This is a genomic window from Kitasatospora sp. NPDC057518, assembly GCF_042802075.1.
Classification (GTDB): Bacteria; Actinomycetota; Actinomycetes; order Streptomycetales; family Streptomycetaceae; genus Kitasatospora.
Map to the genome: position 1 here is coordinate 1 of NZ_JBHVEU010000687.1, position 2860 is coordinate 2860.

3 protein-coding genes are annotated in these 2860 nt (G+C 70.8%); all 3 read left to right on the forward strand.

Annotated elements, in window-relative coordinates:
* A partial coding sequence (locus ACFU7Z_RS38355; protein ID WP_375873872.1) for a hypothetical protein occupies positions 1 to 82 on the forward strand: 82 nt, incomplete at its 5' end.
* 548 nt (positions 83 to 630) lie between these two features.
* Positions 631 to 1350, forward strand: coding sequence for a hypothetical protein (locus tag ACFU7Z_RS38360; protein ID WP_380782747.1), 720 nt, complete (start codon positions 631 to 633; stop codon positions 1348 to 1350).
* 99 nt (positions 1351 to 1449) lie between these two features.
* Positions 1450 to 2775: a M64 family metallopeptidase gene (locus ACFU7Z_RS38365; protein ID WP_380782749.1), complete on the forward strand. Its 1326-nt coding sequence runs from the start codon at positions 1450 to 1452 to the stop codon at positions 2773 to 2775.
* Positions 2776 to 2860: the final 85 nt, after the last annotated feature.

Genomic DNA, 2860 nt, shown 5'->3' on the forward strand with positions numbered 1-2860 from the left:
CCACTGGACCACCCTCACCAACGCCAAAAACACCTACGACCCCACCCACACCCTCACCCCCGGCCAAAACATCTTCCCCTAACACACAAAAAACAAGCTGAAGAAGAGAGCACGAGACCCGGGATCGGAAAAGCGGACACCAGTCCGTCAATCCGAGCCGGAAACCCGGGCCCTGGGAAGAGAAGAAGAGCACGCACCGCACGAAGACCAAAAGCGCGAATGAGCCGGGCACTTCACGTGCTTCCGGCTCATCGCGCTATCCGTCCGAACTCGCGGCCCCGTACAGGTGCCGGAGCCTCACGCCCCTCGACCTAGGCGGCCCACTGTTCACGTTCCATGGCGATCGCGCGCTCGTCCGCGGGCCATGCGTGGTAGAGGTCGGGGCGACGGTGAAGTCGGCATCGCGGCACTGGAATTGGTGGGATACGCCGTCGACGGTGGTGAGCCCCTTGCGCGGACCGTCGTACCAGTCAAGCTCGACGTACACGGGCTCGAAGCCCACTACTCCGGCGCCCCGGCCGCTCCGGCATCCCGGAGGCGCCCGCCGGTGCTCCCTGGCATCATGCGGTCCGCGACCGGGAATCAGCACCGGCTGCAACGGGCAGGTGTCGTGGGGTGGGTGAGGGCGCGATGGGTGTCGGGACGGAACCGGTCATCAAGCCGAGCAGGCGGGCGGCGCGGCTCCGGGCGGCGGGGCGGGTGCTGATCGTGCTGGCGGGGCTGGTGCCCGTCGTGGCCGGGTTCCTCCTCTTCGTGCGCACGTACGACGTGACGGTGGCGTACCGGACGGCCCCGGTGTGCGGGACGTCGGCGGCCGGGGCGGGTGCGGACTGTCTGCGGCTGGAGAGCGGGCGGGTCGTGAAGAAGAAGGTGGACACCGACCGGGAGAACGACCTCAGTTCGTACAAGCTGGTCGTCGTGCGCGAGAGCGCGGGCGGCGACGAGTACGACGTGGGCGAGCCCTTCTTCCAGGAGGTGGAGGTCGGCACCACGATCGACGTGGGGGTCTGGAAGGGCGAGGTCGTGCAGATCTCGTACCGCGGCCACCGGGCGGTGAAGCCTCAGCTGCCCTGGCTGCCCGTCCTCGGGGTGGCGCTGCTGATCGGCGTCGGCAGTGCGGCGGTCGTCCACGGTCTGCACCGGTCCCGGGAGGGCCTCAGGGACGTGGTGCAGGTCGGGAGCATCGTGTTCACCGTCGGGTCGTTCGCCGGTTCCCTCGTCCTCATCGGGGCGTTCCAGTGGTCGTTCCCCGTGACGATCACGGTCGCCGTCCTGGCCTGGTTGAGCACCGTCGCGGCCTGTGCGGTGGTCGGCCGCCTGTCCTTCGGGCCGGCCCGGGCCGGTGCGTGACCGGAGGGTTCGGGAATCGGCTTGCACTGACGCAGGATTGTCAGGTTATCGCCATGGGAAGGGAGCAGGCCACAGACCGTTCCCTCCGGAAGGACCCCCGTGCACCGCACCACCGTCAGAACCGCCACCGCCCTACTCGCCACCGTACTCGCCGGTGCGGTGCTGGGGGCCGCGCCCGCCGGGGCCCGTCCGGCGGGCGACAACCGTCCGGCGGGCGACAAGCCGTCGACACGTCAGGTGGAGGTGTTCGCCGAGGACGGCGGCATCTCCCGGGCCCAGGCCCCGGCCGTCTCCCCCTATCTCGCCGACCGCGCCCAGGGCGTGGCCCCGATGCGGGGCGACGGCGACGTGACGGCGCTGGTCCGCAACGGGGAGCCGGCCGCCAAGCTGGACGTGGTGGTGATCGGCGACGGTTACACCGCGCAGGAGCAGGACAAGTTCCGCGCGGACGCGGCCCAGAAGTGGCGCGAGATGACCGCCGTGGAGCCCTACGCCAGCTACCGCGCGCTGTTCAACGTCTGGGCGGTGTCCGCGATATCGCCCGAGTCCGGGGTCACCGGGGATCCGGACCAGGGGACGGTGCGGCACACCGCGCTGGGCTCGTACTTCTGGTGCGACGGCGTGGAACGGCTGCTCTGCGTGGACGAGAAGGCGGTCGAGTCGTACGCGGCGAAGGCCCCACAGGCGGACCTGGTGCTCGTGGTGGCCAACAGCACGAAGTACGGCGGTGCCGGCTACAACGACGTCAAGTCCCCGCTCGGCTACGAGGGGATCGCCACCGTAGCGGGCGGCAACGCGAAGTCCGGGCAGATCGCAGTGCACGAGACCGGGCACTCGCTGGGCAAGCTGGCCGACGAGTACGCGTACGACGGCCAGGGGACGTACCAGGGCAGTGAGCCCACCGAGGCCAATATCAGCACCCTGACCGCCGACCGGATGCGCCAGCAGGGCACCAAGTGGTCGCGCTGGCTGGGCCAGGCCTCGCCGGACGGCGGCACGGTCGGCGCGTACGAGGGCGGCGGCTACTACCCGACCGGGCTCTACCGGCCGACCGAGAACTCGATCATGCGCTCGCTCGGACGGGAGTTCAACCTGCCCGGGCGCGAGGCGATGATCGCCGGCTTCTACCGCCACGCCACGCCGCTCACCAGCCCCACCGCCAACGGCAGTCGGCTCACCGCCGCGGACCGCCTCACCGTCGACCTGCCGGTGGCCGGCACCCGGCTGCGCTGGTACCTGGACGGGAAGGAGCTGCCCCGGCTGGGCGGCCGCACCGCACTGGACCTGGCCGAGCTCAAGCTGACCGGGCCGCGCTCCCGGCCGCACGTGCTCACCGCGGTCGCCACCGACCCGACCCCGGCCGTCGCGGACCCCGCGCTGCGCGCGAAGCTGACCGCGAGCCTGTCCTGGATAGTGACGCGCTAAGCGCGTTAAAGGCGCCGGAACGCGCCGGGTGGCGCTAACACGACAGGATGCCGCCGTCCCGCCCACTGGTCGACAGGGGCGGGAC

Bases quoted from the DNA above. Each gene is read 5' to 3' on its own strand.
- ACFU7Z_RS38360 (WP_380782747.1), top strand. From the start codon at position 631: ATGGGTGTCGGGACGGAACCGGTCATCAAGCCGAGCAGGCGGGCGGCG.